The 18,481-nt window shown below is 37.2% G+C and carries 9 protein-coding genes; 5 read left to right on the top strand and 4 right to left on the bottom strand.

The annotated features are described in order from the left end of the window. Positions 1-344 (top strand): type II toxin-antitoxin system RelE/ParE family toxin (locus ABWO41_RS05405; protein ID WP_353134612.1); only part of this gene is annotated, 344 nt, incomplete at its 5' end. Between the two features lie 67 nt (positions 345-411). After that, positions 412-2,001, top strand: coding sequence for an apolipoprotein N-acyltransferase (gene lnt / locus ABWO41_RS05400; protein ID WP_353134609.1), 1,590 nt, complete (start codon positions 412-414; stop codon positions 1,999-2,001). Between the two features lie 418 nt (positions 2,002-2,419). Here lnt and ABWO41_RS05395 read toward each other — a convergent pair whose 3' ends face one another. From ABWO41_RS05395 to ABWO41_RS05380, 4 genes are all read right to left on the bottom strand, one after another. Further along, on the bottom strand, positions 2,420-4,993 hold the full coding sequence (locus ABWO41_RS05395) for a heparinase II/III domain-containing protein (protein ID WP_353134606.1): 2,574 nt from the start codon (positions 4,991-4,993) through the stop codon (positions 2,420-2,422). 24 nt (positions 4,994-5,017) lie between these two features. Then, positions 5,018-6,736, bottom strand: a complete 1,719-nt coding sequence (locus ABWO41_RS05390; protein WP_353134603.1) for a RagB/SusD family nutrient uptake outer membrane protein — start codon at positions 6,734-6,736, stop codon at positions 5,018-5,020. A gap of 29 nt (positions 6,737-6,765) precedes the next feature. Then, positions 6,766-9,888: a SusC/RagA family TonB-linked outer membrane protein gene (locus ABWO41_RS05385; RefSeq protein WP_353134600.1), complete on the bottom strand. Its 3,123-nt coding sequence runs from the start codon at positions 9,886-9,888 to the stop codon at positions 6,766-6,768. A gap of 149 nt (positions 9,889-10,037) precedes the next feature. Further along, positions 10,038-11,639 (bottom strand): surface glycan-binding family protein, encoded by a 1,602-nt coding sequence (locus tag ABWO41_RS05380; protein WP_353134597.1) that lies wholly within the window; start codon positions 11,637-11,639, stop codon positions 10,038-10,040. A gap of 323 nt (positions 11,640-11,962) precedes the next feature. On the opposite strand from ABWO41_RS05380, the gene ABWO41_RS05375 reads away from it, so the two are divergent. The 3 genes from ABWO41_RS05375 (at position 11,963) to ABWO41_RS05365 (ending at position 18,282) form a co-directional block, all read left to right on the top strand. Continuing rightward, complete coding sequence (locus ABWO41_RS05375) at positions 11,963-13,468, top strand: sulfatase (RefSeq protein ID WP_353134594.1); 1,506 nt, start codon at positions 11,963-11,965, stop codon at positions 13,466-13,468. 27 nt (positions 13,469-13,495) lie between these two features. Further along, positions 13,496-17,041, top strand: coding sequence for a T9SS type A sorting domain-containing protein (locus ABWO41_RS05370; RefSeq protein WP_353134592.1), 3,546 nt, complete (start codon positions 13,496-13,498; stop codon positions 17,039-17,041). Between the two features lie 62 nt (positions 17,042-17,103). Beyond that, positions 17,104-18,282 (top strand): glycoside hydrolase family 88 protein, encoded by a 1,179-nt coding sequence (locus ABWO41_RS05365; protein WP_353134589.1) that lies wholly within the window; start codon positions 17,104-17,106, stop codon positions 18,280-18,282. Positions 18,283-18,481 lie beyond the last annotated feature (199 nt).

Raw genomic sequence — 18,481 nt, 5'->3', positions numbered from 1 at the left:
TGCCAATAGTTTCCTTGATGAATTATAAAGTTGAACTTGCACCCGCTTTTATAAAAGGAGCGAAACAGCTAGCGAAAAAATACACCTCGTTGAAAACTGACCTGGCTAAACTTTTCGTTGAATTAGAGGCTAATCCGGTACAAGGTATCCCTTTAGGCCATGACATTTACAAAATACGACTTTCTATAGCATCTAAAGGTAAAGGCAAATCTGGCGGAGCAAGGATTATTACTTTTGTAAGAGTAATACAATCAAGTGTAATCTTGCTTACAATTTATAATAAGAGTGAAAAAGCTAACATTTCAGACAAAGAAATAAAAGAATTACTTAAGGAGTATTTATAGAACTTAGCTCTTTCAAAAATTCCTGGAACAAATAACATACGCTATAACTTTGCCTTTAGTAATAAACATGACAAAAAATATTTTATACGCGCTAATATCTTCCATATTACTTTGGCTGGCCTGGCCTCCTACCCCTTACACATCACCAATTTTGCTTTTTGGATTCTTACCTTTATTGATAGCCATAGAAAACATTTTCCAAAGTAATTGGAAAAATAAGGGCAGAAAGGTTTTTGGCGTCGCAGGACTTTGTTTTCTGACTTGGAATACTGCCTGTATTTATTGGATATGGAATGCTTCTCCTGAAGGTTCTATTGTTGCTTACATTTTGGGTGCTTTATTAATGACCCTTAGCTTTTATTTGTATTACAAAGCTAAAACTATTACAAAACCGTATATAGCTGATATTTTATTGGTTGGATTCTGGTGTAGTTATGAATATCTTCATCAAACCTGGGATCTGAACTTCCCCTGGATGACTTTAGGGAATGGATTTGCAACCATGCCACAATTAATACAATGGTACGAATACACTGGCATATATGGCGGAACATTATGGATTTTAATGAGCAACATCTTGCTTTTCAATATCTGGAAATCGATCCGGTATAAAAATCCGGATAAGTTAAAACTTATTCCTGCGCTTGCAATTTGGATTATTTTACCTATATCCTATTCTGTTTATACCTATAGTAATTATGCAGAACAAGAAAATCCTTCGCACATTGTTGTGGTACAACCCAATGTAGACCCTTACCAAAAATATTCAGGTTCTGCTTTACAACAATTAGATAATCTGATACAGCTAAGCAAAGATTCTTCAAAGTTCAACACAGAATTTATTATCTGGCCAGAGACCGCTATTCCTGAATATTTAAACGAAAAGGAAATCAGAGATACCCGTATTTTTCATACCATACAGCGTTTTCTTTCCAATTATCCGAATGCTACATTAATTACCGGTGCAGAAACATTTCAAACTTATCAGGACGAGGCTACACCTTCGGCCAGATTCGACAGAAACAGTAATACATACTGGGACAGTTTTAATACTGCATTGGCCATAGAGAATTCCGGAAAGATACAATTCCATCATAAATCGAAATTAGTTCCTGGTGTAGAGAAGCTCCCTTTTGCATCTGCTTTGGCATTTATGAAACCCATATTTGCCAAATTTGGTGGGACAACAGGAGGTTATGGTTATCAGGATCATCCTACCGTTTTGTATGCAAAAAGCGGGATTGGCGTTGCTGCTGCCATTTGTTATGAATCTATCTGGGGCAACTGGATTGCGGAATACATTAAAAACGAAGCTCAATTTATTGCTGTAGTAACTAACGATGGATGGTGGGGAAATACTACCGGAAAAGACCAGCACTTGCATTACGCAAGATTAAGAGCTATAGAAAACAGGCGTTGGGTTGCAAGATCGGCAAACACCGGAATTTCAGCTTTTATTAATCAGCGTGGTGATATTGTCAAAAAAACCGAGTGGTGGAAGCCCGCAGTTATTAGTCAGGAAATAAATCTGAATTCTGAATTGACCTTTTACACTAAGCATGCGGATATTGTTGTTTACCCGTTTTTGCTATTGGGTGTTTTAGGTTTTGTTTATGTGATATTTAAATCGAGAAAGCGCAGAAAGGCAACAGAATAACAATACCAGTTGCGAAAGGAGTTTGATCCCAGGTTAACGGTAGAACGATATTGAACTTAAGGAAGTTAGTAAGCATGACCCCATACTTATTGATTACAAGAATTGATAATCAATGTAACCAAAAATAAGAGGAACATGATACTATAAAGATTCAAGTTATAATTTATGGATCTTTTCATTTCGTATTTTTTAAATCTTCTCGTTTTCATAATCTTAAATTTTAATTCTATTTATAAAATCCAAGAAACGAACCAATCCATAAAACACTATATATCAATAGATTTAATACGTTTTACACTAAAAAAGTGTATTTATTAGTATACACTTCGCATTTAAATTTCTATAATTAAATCAATAAGCAATCATAAAAAAGCACACATCAAAACGATGTGTGCCCAACCTGACCTTATCAATTCTATTATTTTTCTTTTACTAAAAACTCAAAACCTGCTACCCTAAAACCTCCTTTTTCGCTAGTATTAAAGAGAGATAAAAATTCACTTTGATTTATACCGCCTTTTAAGTTTATACCCAGGCTAGTCACATCGAGAAATTTTTGTTTATGATTTGTTGTTATTTTAACTTCCTGCACTTTACTATTATCATTTCCTGTATAGACAAGCATCTTGCCTGGGTTTTGGCGATTAACGATGGTACAAGATTCTCCTGCATCTAAAAAAGTAAATGCAATCTTTGTGAGCTCGAATTGTACAGACGAATCCAATCCCGTTAAATCCAGACTTAACAGATAGCCTTCGTTTTTATCAATACCAGTACTTTCACCACCCCTAACTCCCAATTGTCCGTTTGAAGACCTGTCTATCCCGGCATTAACTATCCCGGAAGGAGTAATTCTTTTAGCATCAATCCGAAACTTGAAAGACTTATTGATCAAGCTTTTAATATCTGTTTCTCCGTATGGAATCCAATCGGGGGTTTCAAGCGGGAATAAAACACCTGACTCATTGATTCCTATTGACGAAATATCCTGAAAAACCTGATCACCTTCTGAAGCTGTACTCGGATTTGGGGCATCCAGAATGATTGTGTTTTTCTTTAATAATGATTCTTGTTTTCCCTCTATAAAACTTACTGTAAATTTACCGGCCTTGTTGGCTGGAATTTTCGAGTCGAACCCTACCATTACAGTTCCCTTATTTGGTTGGTTGTAGTCTCCGTACTTATAATTACCAAATTCACATTTATAGTCTTTGGGATTTTCTGAAGGTCTTATCACCACTTTAAATGGGAAATCTGCACTGAATTTCAAAAGCATAGTTTTTCCTTGCTGAGAGAGTTTAATGGTATTTTTATCAACAATCTCTGCTGATGCCGGTGTCACCATATTCCACCTTAAATCCACAGGTTTAGCATTAGTCTCTATAAAATCTTCTATTTTAAGATAAGATTCTTCTACGATTACAGCCTTTCTGGTTGCCGTTTTCAACTCTTCGCTAAGATTTAGCACCGGTTTGAGATTTACTTTAGCACCTGCTTCTTTTTTATTATCAAAAGTCTCTAAAATCTCTGCCCTTCCCTGTACGTTATGTCGCTGGTTATTGATTGTTAGCGTATTATGATTCAGATTATTATATCTGAAAATATCCCATCTCTGAGAATTTTGCTCCATATTCCACAGATCTACCCCTTGAGATTCCAACGTAATATAACTTTGCAGTCCAAAATCCATCGCCCATCTTAAATTGCCAACATCGTAAACAAAGGTCCCCTGATCCATATGTCCATGGGCATCATAGGCTTTTCCGCCTTTAATTCCTAAATACTGACCTTTCCCCGTTTCCCAGCTGGCACGCACTATAGACACCGGTGTAATACCATGACCGGTAAATGTCCGCTTTTCAGGTGCCTTTATTTTGGATAATGTTAAGTTCTTACCAAAAACAAGCGTATTGGGTAAAAGCCGCTCTGCATCTGATTTGTCTACTCTTGTGTATCCTCCTTTATTAATTAAGGGAATCTCTAAATATATCAAGGATGGGTCATTCAACTTATTTGCAAACCAGAACATAGAAGAGCTGGCTTCTGCAAATACTCCACAGTCATAGTAGTTGAAATATCTGCCTGATGTTCCTGTAGAAAAAACCATATAGTAGGCCGACTCCATAAAGCCCGGAGATTTTGACAAGCCCTTATCTGACCCCAAAGCACTTTCTAAAGCAGCGAATAACATTACCTGAAATGATGTACCGTAATTCCAATAACCCGGTCCTTCCGGATAGTTACCACCTGGAGCATAAGCTTTTAGCGGTAGTAGGTTGGATTTAAGAGCCCGTTCTATGATAGCAATGGATTGTTCTTTTTCGTCTTCAAAAATAGCTAATGCACCATAGACTAATCCGGCATTACAAACCGAGTTCCAGTTGTTGTGCCTTTCCAGAAACCAAGCATATTCTTTAATATATGAGGGTGCAAAAGCCTTTTCTACAATTGCTTTACGTATATTTTTTCTGGTAGTTTCTTTTAAACCATCATACAACCAGTCGTAAGCAATAGATACAGCCATACACATTTCTCCTACATCTAAAAAGTGTGATGGATTCCAGCTTTCAAATGCACAAACCGCATTTAATTCTTTTTCTGCCCTCTCCAAATATTTAACATCACCCGTTATCCGGTAGCTATAAGACAGGTAATAAAGTCTTGTAAGTGCTTTTCTGGATACTGCCAATAATCTTTTACCTTCTTTTTTAAATACTAATGGTTGTTCGGAAAGCAATTTATCAGCTACTTGTATAATATACGCGTCTACTTTTTTAAATTCAGGATTTCTTTGGACAGCTGATTTTATATCTTGTTCTTCTCCTTTACTTAAAAGGAGCCTGGGATGTCCAGCTATTTTCGAATAATCATATGAATGTGCGGTGGCTGCGTTTTGTGCATTTACATGAAAACAACACATCAAAATACATATTACCGAAACATGCTTTATAATATCCTGTATCTTTTGTTTCTTTAATGCTTTAGCTTTCATTTATCTAAGTTTTTCTTCATAAAATTACCAACCCAATCTCGGACTAAGACTTTTGTTTATTAATGTTTCCTGTAATGGATAAGGCAAAAGTAAGTGCTTGGACTTATCAAAATTATTTCCTGGCTCTAAATAGGTCTGATGATATTGATCATTTGCTGAGAAAAGAGCATGACCTTTAATCGCCGCATTAGTCTCATCTAATTTGTCCTTTAGCAGGTTCCATCTTATCAAATCCTGTTTACGAAGTCCTTCAAAACAAAGTTCTCTTAGTCTTTCGTTTACAAGTTCGTTAAAAAAATCGTTATGCGCTAAACTTCCTGTATAAGGGTCTAAGCCTGCTCTTTCTCTTACAATATTAAGGCTACTTACTGCCGCAGGATTTGCATCGGTAGTTCCAAATCTTCCGCCAATAATCGCTTCTGCATGCATCAATAATACATCCGAGTATCTTAAAACGGGAAAATTAATACTGGTGAAATTGGGATCTACGTCAGAACCTGGTGTATTGTTAAGAATGGTATACTTGGCATTCGCTATGCTTCCCTTTGTTTTAAGTTCTTCTATGTTTTCAGGCTCCCATCTTCTGAATTTCCCTATGCCATATTCAAAATGCAACGGATTGTTGAAAATATAGCTCATGGTATAAGCCTGTGTTGAAGATGTATATTTATTACGGTATCCGGCAATATTCCATTCTCTTCTGGTGTCTTCCTGAGAATAGTTTTCATATACAGGTAACGCAACATTTATATTGGCAAAACCTCTTGGTATATTTGATGTTCCAACAAATTCTACTCCATTAATATTTCCCAATCTTCCGCTCACATTTATCCCCATACTATACAAATTTCCGAATGAAATTTCAAATAACGATTCTTTTAAATCGTATCTGTCTTGCAGGTAACTCAAGAAATGGTTTCTATAGCTTTTGTTATCTACAGCATAAGGCACAATACTATGCCAACCATCGGTTATAATAATTTCACATTGTTCTTTTGCCTTGTCAAAATACTGTTGGCGATTTTCGAAATAACAATCTGCCTCGTTGTCTGACAGGTACGGCTGGAAACCACCCATTTTTAAATAAAGGCGGGCAAGCAAACCATGTGCAGCCATTTTATTTGGCTCGCCTGGTACATAACCTGCATCTTTGGCATGGTTTAGATGTTCTGCGGCAAATAAATAATCTTTTTCTACCTGTTTGTAAACATCTAATACAGGAGACGGAGGAAAGTCATTATCTTCTTGCGAAGAGCTGGGGGTTAATCTTAAAGGAACCGGCCCAAACCAGTTTGCAAGATTGAAATACGCAAATGCTCTTATAAAACGGGCTTTAGCCAAAAGGTTATTATACTGCTCGGCAGTAAATAAATCTGCTTTTAAATTTTTCTCAAACTGATTGACCAATTGTATACAGGTATAAAATCGTAACCATGTATTTTTTATTTCATCATTAGAAGAGGTATATGCATATTTTGCCGCATTCCAATTCGGCGAGGGGTCATTGGTATAAGTCTCATCTGTTCCAGCTTCTAATGTTACATTGAATTTATATCCGTACAGGTCTTCTTTTGCCAGTTGACTATAAATACCCGATAAAGCCAAAGTTGCCTCTTCTTTAGAGGAATAAAAAGATTCGTCTTTCCAAGAAGATTTAGGATTTAACTCTAAAAATTTATTACAGCCTGTTAATGTAAAAATTACCAAAAGAGCTGCTGTGATATATATATTTTCTTTTTTCATTGTAATTATTTTAAGTGCGAACGCTTCTTTTAAAATGTAATATCTATTCCTCCAGATATGGTTACGCTTTGTGGATATGCAGAATAATCTAATCTTGGAGTTAAAGCTCCATATCTGCCAACAGACACATCCGGATCATATCCTTCATATTTCGTCCATGTATACAGATTTTGTGCAGATACAGACAATCTACATTTTTTCAATTTAAGCTTTTTCAATAATTGAGTTGGTAAATTATATCCCAGAACGGCTGTTTTTAGTTTCAGGTAAGATCCATCATCTATATGACGTGAATCCAATTTATAACCGAAAGGGGTTAACAAATTCACACCATCATATCTCATTCCACCAATATTTGTTTCCGTATTTGTTGGTGTCCAGATATCAGACAATGAAGTCAAGCCATTTCTGCCCTGTTGATAGATACTTCCAAACTCTGATTTATTTCCGTTTAGGATATCAAAATCATAAGCCCATTGTAACAGGAACTGAAAATCGAAAGATTTATATCTGAAATTATTGAACAAACCGCCAGTATGTTTAGGGTACGGATTTCCGATGATTGTCCTATCGGTCTGATCAATTACACCATCGTTATTCAAATCTTTGAACTTTACCATGCCCGGTCGCATTACTGTACGGTAAGAAGGCACTCCTTCTTTCAATTGATAAGAACCGTTATTCAATACAAAATCATCTACCTGATAGATTCCGTCAAACTCGAAACCATACATCATACCAACCGGCTGACCAACTCTTGTAATATATTGATACTCGGTTTGCATAAATTGTAAATCCCATTGCGGATCGGTTAGAATCTGCTCCTGTCCGCTGTTTAATTTAATGGTTTTGGTTTTATTAAATGCAATGTTAAAATTAGTACTCCAGCTAAAATTTTTCTTTCTTATGTTCTGGGAAGCAAAGGTAAACTCGGCACCCCTATTAGAAACCTCTCCAACATTTTGCTGTACTCTATCAAACCCGGTACTCAAGGCCATATCAGCATTCAATAATAAATCTTTAGTGTTTTTATTGTAATAGTCTACTGTAACGTTAAATCTTTTAGACAGTTCCAAATCTAAACCAATGTTTGTCTGTGCAGTAGTTTCCCAACGTAAATCAGGCACTGCCATATTGCTTTGGTAAGCACCGGGCGAGAAACTTTGACCTTCTCCCAAAATATATCCGCTTGACGAATTAACAGAAAACAGATTATATGCATCAAAATCTCCAATACGATTATTTCCTGTTACGCCCCAACCTGCTCTCAATTTTAAATCAGAAACTGCATCAATTGATTTGACAAAGTCCTCCTCAGAAATTCTCCATGCAAATGAAAAGGATGGAAAATAACCCCACCTATTTTCTTTTCTGAACTTAGAAGAACCGTCTGCCCTGAAATTGACAGTCGCCAGATAGCGATCGTTATAGGTATAATTTAACCTGCCAAAAAACGATAATAATGAGTTCTGAGAATGTGCGGTCTGAGCTATGGTTGCTGTTGTAGCAATGCCCAGATTATATATACCAAACTGATCTGTTGGCAAATTGGTATTCCTCAATTCAGAAAATTCATATATTCTTGATTGCGCTTCAAATCCAACAAGAGCAGTATAGTTATGTTTATCTTTTTGATCTTTATATCTTAAAGTATTTGATGTTGAAAAAGTGTTATACCTTCTATCTGTTATGGTACCATTTATTCCTCTGTTCGTTCTGGTCGCTTCCTGAGTTTCTGCTTTATGGAAAATAGTATTTTCTATAATGGATGTTCTATAGTTTCCGCTTACATTAAGATCAAACTTTTTCAGGAATTTATAGTTAAAGCCCAATGTTCCAGAAAGTACATCATCAACACGCTTACGCTCGGTATTCCTCAAAGTCTTTACCGGATCGTAAAGATAAGGGTCCTGATCTACTAGTGCGCTCTCATCATCGGCACTCCAGTTTACCGGATGTACCGGTCTAAATGAAACAGCATCTCTTATAACGCTATTACGTGTATTTCCGGAAACTTCCATCCCATTATAATTGATATAACTATATTCTACCTGACCATTCAATTCAAAATTATCTATTACTTTATGGGTGAATTTTAGCCGGTTATTGATTTTCTTAAAGTCTGTTGTAATTAGTGTGCCTTCCTGTTTAAGGTAGTTTCCACTATAGAATAATGTAGTCTTTTTATTTCCGGCTCTCAAAGAAGCGGTGTGATTACTGGTATATCCAGTCTGAAAAATTTCGTCTTGCCAATTGATTCCTTTTTCATTTTTATACAATTCCGGATCAATCCATCTGCTATTAAACATCATCACATTTTGTGAAGGGGAATAGCTATCATTTGCATATGCCAGAGCCTGTTGATATTTTACATATTCATACGGGTTCATTACATCCAGTTTGTTTGGTATTGTTTGAAACCATGACGAAGAACCTATATTGATATCCGTTTTGCCATCATTACGACCTCCTATAGTAGTAATTACAACTACTCCGTTTGCTCCACGCGAACCATAGATAGCGGTTGCAGAGGCATCCTTTAAAATATCGAAACTTTTAATGTCGCGGGTATTAATACTGGATGGATCAAAATCTTCCAGAGGCACTCCGTCAACAACATATAAAGGAGAATTGTCGCCAGTAATAGAGTTACCTCCCCTGATAACAATGTTAAGCGGGCTTCCGGGCGTCCCATCGCTGGAAGTTACCTGCACACCTGCAACTCTACCTGCCAAAGCCTGGTCAAAATTAGCTGTTGGGGTGGCTGCCAATTCCTTTGGATCTATTACAGACACAGCGCCGGTAAGATCTTCTTTCCTTACTACATCGTATCCAATAACTACAACTTCTCCCAGTTTAACATCATCCATTTTAAGGGTGACATTAATTGTTTGCTGCTCTACTACTAGCTTTTCCAATGTCTGGAATCCTAGATAAGAGAATACCAAAATATCAGATGGTTTTACATTATTAACTATATAATTTCCGTCGGCATTGGTTGTCGTTCCTCTGGTAGTACCTTTCACTGTAATATTTACTCCAGCAAGAGGTATTCCCCCAGCATCTTTAACATTGCCTTTAACGCTCTGTTGTGCAAGAGCCGGCAATGTGGAAATAAAGAATAAGAACGCTAATAATTTGATTAATTTCATATTTCTAAAAATTATCCTCACTAAAACTGTGGGCTTCCAGGTTTAAATTTTCTGATTTTACTGATTTCTTCGGGACAATGAGTGGAATTAATTTCCTTATCCGCTGGCTTACTCTTCATCTATTGATAAATGAAGAGTAAGTTTAATTATCAATTTTTTGGTTCTTCTGCTTTATAATAAAAGTCTGAAATGAAATAAGAACCTCCTCTGCCAGGCGCTGTTGCATTATTCAGCAGGTCTCCTTGGAAATAAGAAGCCACTTTAAATGCCACTGTAAAGTTTTTAGATAGTTGGGAAGTACTAATATCATAAGCACATTTTACCCATTTGCCATAAAAAGTTGTAGCTGGTTTCTTCCTACCATCAGGATCTGTGCCTTTCTGATCGCCAGGATAAGGCGTTCCTATAAACTCTGCACCCCATGGAGCACCTATAGAGTTACTTCCACTAACACCTTCGGAACGCTGACATCGCATACTCGCATTTACTTTTGTCCATGTCCCGTTTAACCAGTTCCCATTTGCGTCCTGTATATCGCCACCTGTATAATCTGTTGATATATAAACTTCCAAATCTGTCGGCGTACGTCCATCTGACATGTAAGTTTGATAAGCCGGCATATAATAGTAATTAAAAGACAACTTGTATCCGTATTGGTATGGAGTGAGATCCTGAGTACTGGTTACCATCCATGTGCTTACAGGTTTAGTAACTGCCGACGATGAGAAGGTACAGGTCTCTATAATAGTTTGTCCCGTATTAATAACGGGCCTTTCTGCAGGCGCAACTAAATAAGAAGCAACTGAATTGGTTCTATTTCCCCAGATTCTTGTTGACACACCAGCAATATCTGTTTGTACTGTATAGCCTGTACCTCCACTCGGAAATGCAGCATTTACATTTAGCGTAGGGTAGAAAGTATAGATTGTTTCTACAGGCATCTCTTCTGGCTGGTCTGTGATAATGGTAGTCAGTTTATTTTCAAAAGACACTACCTCGCCACTGATATTACTTACCACTTTTATAGTAGGATTCAACGTTTCCCGTTCCGTATACACATAATTAGGGGCAAGTGAAATAACTCCGGTTTGTCTATCTATAGTTAATTTATTCGTGTAGTTAGCCAGCTCAAAATAGACCTCCGGATTGGCATTTGGCATAATAGGCGCACTTGTTTTGTCGTTAGGATCTCCGTATACCAGATTCTGATTTTTTGGAGAATAGATTAAATTGGTTGGTAAAAGTGGTGCAATATTAAGATGGAAAGCCTTGTCGAAAACTGTTGAATATTCTTTTCCTTCATGCGCTGTAGTAACTTTAATGTTAAAATAATAATCGCCAACAGCAAAGTTATGTCCCGCAGCTATATATATTATCCCATTACTGGCAGTATTCACTGCACTGACAGATTCTAAAGGATTTCCGTTTTCGTCTACCAGACCTAAATCAGGATTTACCGGTATCTCTACCGATGAACTTGTGCCAATAGTTACGTATTGCAGGTAAGACTCGTCCAGCAAAGTACCATCTGCTTTAGTTATACTAACTAATTCAAATTTTGGAGTAAGGCCTCCGGTTTGAACTGTAGGAGCAGCAGTAGTAACTCCCTTACCTTCTCTGGCACCTGCAATACCTGTATATTTTAAATCCGAGGGATTCCTTGGATTATTTAAATCTGATTTGAGAGATTCCTTACAGGAAGCTGCTGCAAAACAATAAAGCAGCAATAAAAGTAACTTTCTATGTTTCATATTCAATCGTTTAAAAGGCAAAAGCTTTTGGTTATAGCTTTTATGGTTTTATAATTGTCTTGGCAGCTTTACCGGCTGTTGCAAAACAAATATCAAAAAACGGACAATGTTGAATGGGGGGAAAAATGTCTTAATTAAGGGGGCATTTTGAATATATACCAAATTCATTTATTCGAGTTTTGCCTCTAATATAGACTGCTTTTTTGCATAGAAGCAAATATTACAGCAGACATTCTACACCTTTCATTTAGATAATTTACCCCCGTTGCATACAACCTAATTATTCTACATTGGCAACTTAAACCAATTGTAAATTTTAAACGATGAGAACTAATATTCCTGAATTTTCAGCATCATGTATATTAGCGATTTGCTTATTCTTTTCAACAGGTCTTAAAGCGCAACAAAACAATATCTCTACTAAAAAGAAGAATATTCTGTTTATTGCTATTGATGATTTACGACCAGAGTTAAATTGCTATGGAGCTTCATATATGAAAACTCCTAATATTGACAGGTTAGCAAAACAAGGATTACTTTTTAAGAATGCTTATTGTCAACAGGCTGTTTGTGCCCCTTCAAGGAACAGCATCATGACTGGACTGCGCCCCGATGCCATGAAGATTTATGATCTGGGGACCTTTTTCAGAAAAACCGTTCCTGATGTTGTAACACTACCTCAACAGTTTAAGAACAATGGTTACATTTCTGAAACAGTGGGTAAAATATACCATACCGGACATGGCAATCAGGACGACGATTTATCATGGTCTGTCCCATCATGGAATATCACAGAAAGCATAAATAACTTAAAAAGGGTTAAACGTGGAGATACAATACGGTTGGAATCCAGTCTACCAAAAATAAATGATAAGCTACTGCCTTACTATAAATCTAATGCTCCTGAAGAGCAAATGGTCGATGCTGTTATCGCAGATATGGCTACAAAGCGGATTCAGGCATTAAAAAAACAGGACAAGCCTTTCTTTTTAGCAGTTGGGTTTAAACTTCCACATTTACCATTTGTAGCTCCAGCTAAATACTGGGACTTATATAACCCTGATGATATCATAGTCCCCAAGAAAACTGAACCTGAAGGAACTTCGAAGTATGCTTTCGTCAGATGGTCTGGTGAGTTACAAAAATATCATGGAATCGAACAATATAAAAGCGAAGGTTATTTACCGAACGAGCTTTCCCGTAATCTTATTCATGGGTATTATGCTTCTGTAAGCATGGTGGATGCGCAAATTGGCAAATTGCTAAATGCGCTGGAAAAATCAGGCCTAAAAGAAAATACCATAATTGTACTTTGGGGAGATCACGGATGGAAACTAGGTGAATATGGAATGTGGTCTAAACACTCTAATTCAGAATTGGACACCCGTTCTCCATTAATTATTAGTGCGCCGGATTTTCCAAAGGGCAAAACTTCTGAATCTCTGGCAGAACTTGTAGATGTTTACCCTACTTTATGCGATCTATCAGGTATTCAAAAACCAGGTCATCTGCAGGGAAAAAGTCTTGTTCCCATTCTTGAAAACCCAAAAGCTATTGTGAAACATGTTGCAATGAGCCAATATCCAAGAGGGAAATTTATAGATACCAATAAAACGAAACAGGAGGTCATGGGGTACTCCATTACTGACGGACGCTACAGATTTACCCGCTGGCAGTCTTATGAAAATCCTAAGCTTATTATAGATAAAGAGCTATATGATCATAAAGACAGCAGAATAGACACTAAAAACCTCGCGAATTCTGAGAAGTACAGCAAAGAACTGATGAGAATGGAAAACTTATTAAATGAAATGTTGGATAAGAATTAAACAATGCACACCAATTAACCTATATAAATGAAAACAATTATTCACCATTTCGAAAAAACACGATTATTATTAATAAGTTGTGTCTTATTAGTATTATCGACATCTGGCTATGCGCAAAACGTTATAACCTTAACACCATTGCCAGGAGGAACAGAGGGAGACGATAGATACACAGATTCTTCTACCTTACAAATCAATTCTGCAGGAGTTGTTTCTTACTATAACAGCAACAGTTATGATGATTGGAGTGTATCTGCTTCTACTGTTACTCCCACAGGTGCATTAGGAAAAACTTTCGCTATAACTTTTGGCGGAATGTCTAGTGTAAGAACTACAGCCGGCAACGATTTTGGGAAGATGATTTCAGCCGGCGGTATAGACAGAGCAGCGGCAGGACCACTGGGAATACGAGGTGGAATAAGCAACGGCATTGACCCTAATGAAGGTTTCTACTTCGGATTAGACCTTAGCAATATTAATCCAACCGCAGCTATTCAGATCACTAAAATAGCAGTAACAGATTTAAATGCAACCAACGAAACCGGTATTATTGTTAGCAGGTTAAACCCTTTACGAAAAATCATTTTTGGAAATGCCGGTTCGCCAGGTATTACCCATCAACTTACCAGTGGTGCAGGAACTATAGACGTTTCATCTTTCAATCTTTATGTCACCGGAGGTCAGGTAAACAATTCTTTAGTATCAATATTTAACAATTCAGCTGTTGCAAGCGGCTTTAGAATTACAGCAGTTGAACTAAAAGTATTAACCAATATCTTTAACACTGCTTCTGTCACTAATATTGCTCATCCAAGGTTATTATTAAAGCAAGGACAGGAAGCAAATATCAATACACTGATAACGCAATCTTCAGAATTCAGCGCCATACATTCTTATATTATATCACAAGCTACATCATTTTTAAGCGAACCTTCTTTAACTTATAATCCGGTAAACGGCAGAATGTTAGAAACTGCCAGATCTGCTATTAAACAAATTTTCTTCTTGTCTTATGCCTATAGAATGACCGGAAATACGCCATACGCTACAAAAGCCGAACAGGTTATGAATACAGTTTGTAATTTCCCTGATTGGGTAACTTACTCATTGGACGTAGCTGAAATGTGTTTCGCTGTTTCTATTGGCTATGATTGGCTGTATGACAATTTATCGGCAACTACCCGGCAAAAAGCAAGAGAAAAGATATTAAACTATGCTTTTTTGACTCAAAAGACAAAACCTTTTTGGGATTATACTTCCAACTGGAACCAGGTTTGTATTGGCGGACTTGCATTTGGTGCTTGGGCAATTTTAGGAGACGGGACCACACAAATGGATACCGAAGCTAAGTATATATTAAACAATATTTTGGTAAAAAACCCTAACTCCATGGATGCTTATGCCAATGGGAACTATCAGGAAGGTGCAATGTACTGGTCTTACGGAACCACTTATGAAGTCCTCCTTTTATCTGCATTGGAAGGCATATTCGGGCAAAATCACGAAGGTTTCAAACGACTAACTTTTACTCCCGGATTCTTAGAATCTGCAAGGTATATGCAATACATCACAGGACCGTCATCTCTTTATTTCAATTATAGTGATTGCACCGAAAAACGGACTCCCCTGCCTGCCACTTTATGGATGGCAAAAAAATTAAATGATCCTTCTATTCTTACAATGGAAAAGGAACTGATGCAAAACGGCAGATATACCAGCGACTACTCCGAAGATGCCAGGTTTTTACCTATTGCCATGATTTATGGTAAAGATGTAAATATGAATAACCTTACTCCTCCCACACAAAAAGTGTGGAACGGCTACGGTACACAACCTGTTGCTTTGGTACGTACAAGCTGGCAAGGTTCTACGGGGAAATATATCGGAGTAAAAGGCGGTACACCAACCTATAGTCATGCCCATATGGATGGAGGGTCATTTGTTTACGATTCTCAAGGGGTAAGATGGGCTGTAGACTTTGGTAAAGAAGATTATGATGCTATTAATGCCAATATAACACCTTCTGGTGCTCAAAATGATTTTTCCCAGTCATCAAACAGATGGAATATATTTCGGATTAGCAATATCAGCCACAATACTTTATCTATTAAAAAAACTACAGAAACTGCGTGGCAAAAGCACAAAGTGAACGGCAATGCTTCTATTACTGAGATCTACGATACTTCAGCAAAAAGAGGCGCCAAGATTGATTTAAAAAGCCTGATTGGGCTAAACAATGAGGTAGATGCCATAAACAGAAGTATTTACCTGGTTAACGATTCTCTTTTAGAAATCAAAGACTATGTCGATAATGGCAATCAGGCCATAAACTTATATTGGAACATGGCAACCACTGCGCTGGTAGAAAGTGTAAGTTCTTCTAAATTAAAGCTAACTCAGGGTGGAAAAACAGCGTTTTTAGAAGTCATTTCATCCAATTCTGCCGTTTCCTTTGTTTTAGCCAGTAACAGATCTACAGATCCCGTAAGCTATTTTCCGTCAGCAACTTACGAAAGGAAAAATGATGGGAGCGTAATGGTTGGATTTACAGCAACTATTCCGGCTAATGAAATAGTCACATTTACGGTAAAACTTACTGATGGCCCAGAAGTTACTCCTGGCTCTACAGAACCTGTCAATTATATTCTTTTGGAGCTGCCTAACCCAAACACTGGATTAGAAGGAAACACGTTTTACTACGATGCTTCCGAATTCCATGTCGACCATTCCGGTGATGTTAGCATAGGTGGCATTTCCACAGAATACGCATGGAATGTTTATGGAAATACAAACGTCGCTAACGCCCTGAATAATAAGTTTTTCTTTAGATGGTACGGAATGGCAACGACCAATACATCCAGCGGGACTAATTATGGTGCCATGTTAATGCCTGCAGGAATAGACAGAAGTGCTAATGGTGAATTAGGCATACGGGGTGGTGATAGCAATGGAATAGATTCTAACGAAGGTTTTAGATTTGGATTTGATGCTTCTTACCTGCCTGCGTCTGTTACCTTGCAATTAGCTAAAGTTGGCGTAAACTTCGTAACTGGATCCAGGTCGGGCATAATTGTTAACCGAAAAGACACTGCAAAAAAGATTTCGTTTGGTGGAACATCTTCTGCTGCTGATATTATCCTCTCATCGGGTACTGGCTTAGTGAATGTTGAAGATTTAGATATTAGAATAACTGGCGGGGTAACGGATTATGACATGGCGTCAGTTTTCAATATCGGCGGAACAGGAAGTTTTAGGATAAACAAATTAGTCTTTAAAATAACTTCTGAAGGCGAAGGTGCCTTAATGGATATTTCGAAAAAACCGCTATTAGAGGGAAAATCTCAAGAAGTAATAATCTATCCAAATCCGGTAACAACAGATCTATTTATTGCGAATCTAAATGACGGTCACAACACCCTGAAGATTTTCAATTCTTTAGGAGTATGCGTATTGGACAAAGTGATTACAAATTCTTCGAAGATTGACTTACAAACATTAGCGCCTGGACTGTATATCGCGCATATCACGACTAAAGACAATACATTAATCACCAAAAAAATAATCAAACAATAAATCGATTCTTTATAGAATCCAGTTGTGCATCAATTAAAAAAGTAAATATCAAAACAAATACAATGAACATTATCAAGTCAAGTTTATTATTAGTGCCGTTCGCTCTTTTTAGCTGCAAATCCCAGACAGATACTGCTCTAACATTAGAGAAAAGTGAAAAACAGCTTACAGAATTACGTGTACTTTCCATGAGAGAACAGAAAAACCCAAGAAGTATCCATACAGATGGAAGTGTACGTTGGGTCGAATCGCCCTACGATTGGACAGAAGGTTTCTTCCCCGGCACTTGCTGGATGCAGTACGAGAGGACAAAAGATGAAAAGTGGAAAGAAGCAGCCATTGCCATTCAGGATTTGTACAAACAGCATAAAGATTTAACCAACGACCACGATCTTGGCTTTATCTTCAACAACTCTTTTGGTAAAGCTTACAGAATAACTGGCGAAGACCAATACAAACAAGTTTTGATTGATGCTTCCAGGTCATTAATCACACGTTTCAACAAAAATGTAGGCTGTATTCAAAGTTGGGATGTGGTTGGGAATTGGCAAGCAGAAAGAGGTTGGAAATTCCCTGTCATCATAGATAATCTGATGAATCTCGAAATGCTATTTGAAGTAGCTGAACTTACCAATGATAATATCTATAAAGAAATTGCTATTCAGCATGCCAACACAACCATGAAAAATCATTTCAGACCAGATGGAAGCTCTTATCATGTTGTAGATTATGATCCGCAAACAGGGGAAATTGCCCATCGTGTAACAGCGCAGGGTTTTGCAGATGAAAGTGCATGGGCTCGTGGACAATCCTGGGCTTTATATGGATATACCATGTGCTATAGATATACCAAAGACAAGAAATATCTGGATTTTGCTGAGAAAATTGCCAATTTCATTTTAAATCATCCGAACTATCCTAAAGACGGTGTCCCATATTGGGATTTTAACGCTCCAAAAATTCCTAACGAGCCTAGAGATGCTTCCTCTGCAGCTATTTTAGCCTCTGCATTAATAGAATTAAGCGATTATACAGGAGGCCGATATTTGCAAAATGCGCAGCATATTTTAAATTCTCTGGCTACAGATAATTATACTGCAAAACAGGGTGAGAATGGTAACTTCATACTAATGCATAGTGTTGGCAGTATTCCTCATGGAAACGAAATAGACGTTCCTTTAAATTATGCTGATTACTATTATATTGAAGCTCTGATGCGTCTGAAAGCTAAAAACTTATAAAAAAGTAGTCTCAAATATCAAATTGTCATATTTAGCAGAGTCGAAGTATCTTATCAATAGCAGATAGAAAAGGCTTCGACTTTGTTCAACTTTACAAAGCACACCCATAAAATAGCTCTTTCACAATCCCTCTTATGAAAAATTCAAGAAATATTTTCGTTTTTACCTTATTGAAATTTATCCTGACAGGACCAATCGC

Source organism: Pseudopedobacter sp. (genome assembly GCF_040392825.1).
Taxonomy (GTDB): Bacteria; Bacteroidota; Bacteroidia; order Sphingobacteriales; family Sphingobacteriaceae; genus Pseudopedobacter.
The sequence above is the reverse complement of the archived record's forward strand: the minus strand, read 5'-3'. Positions and strand labels throughout refer to the sequence as shown.